Below are 781 nucleotides of genomic sequence, written 5' to 3' on the forward strand. Positions count from 1 at the left end.
GCTCCGAATTTATCATTGAGCAGGTATTTTTAGATAATCAGAACATCGATGCTAGGTGTGGTTCGCTAGACGCTTACGCTTTATTTACTGTTTTCCACACTTTGTCGATATCGACGTCAGTAAATAGATGCTGAGAAATGGATCCCAATTCTTTGCTAGTAAGCGGCAGAGTATTAATTCCATCACTCCTGGCTTGACGTAAGGCTTTGAGAAGTTGTTGGTTTTGCCTATCTTCAGGCTCTAAATAGATGACTACAATCTGATTGTCCTGTGCCAAAACCTTGTGAGGGACATCTTCGAAAATCACAATACATTGTCCGGTGTGAATACTTTGTGCCTTGTAATCTTGAACCGAGATGTCTTTGTCTAAACCAATGCAAATTTGGACAGCATGATGTGCATGAACATCATTATCAGGACTGATTCCGATGTAAATCGCTTTGTAGGGCCACAAATGAATATGCATGGCTGACTCAGTATCAAAAGTTCAGGCTATTGATTTTTGCCTTATAAATCTATACAAATGACGAATGTTAGCCGATAGATACAAGTTAAGGTGAGCGCGCACAGTGAAATTGTGTTCTTCTTACAATTTTAAGTGTGTAAATAATTTAAAATACCACAGTCCCTAATGGTTTTGTCTTGGTCACACGATGACGCCATATTTTCGAGTGATGACTTTAATACGTTTAGCTCTTCAATGCGAATAATGACGTCTGATAAATGCTTAGCTATTAACGTATTGATATTTGAACAGCTCTGATCTGGCCTCGAACGACTG

Annotated in this window: 2 protein-coding genes; both read right to left on the reverse strand. The window is 38.9% G+C overall.

The window, feature by feature from the left end:
• Positions 1–73: 73 nt before the first annotated feature.
• Positions 74–466 carry a hypothetical protein gene (locus AAEZ18_RS18315; RefSeq protein WP_352255837.1) on the reverse strand — a complete coding sequence of 131 codons (393 nt, stop codon included), beginning with the start codon at positions 464–466 and terminating at the stop codon, positions 74–76.
• A gap of 128 nt (positions 467–594) precedes the next feature.
• Positions 595–781, reverse strand: a 187-nt coding sequence (locus AAEZ18_RS18320; protein WP_502935416.1) for a MerR family transcriptional regulator, incomplete at its 5' end; no start/stop codon positions are given.

This window comes from Pseudoalteromonas sp. 19-MNA-CIBAN-0066 (assembly GCF_040308705.1).
GTDB lineage: Bacteria > Pseudomonadota > Gammaproteobacteria > Enterobacterales > Alteromonadaceae > Pseudoalteromonas > Pseudoalteromonas nigrifaciens.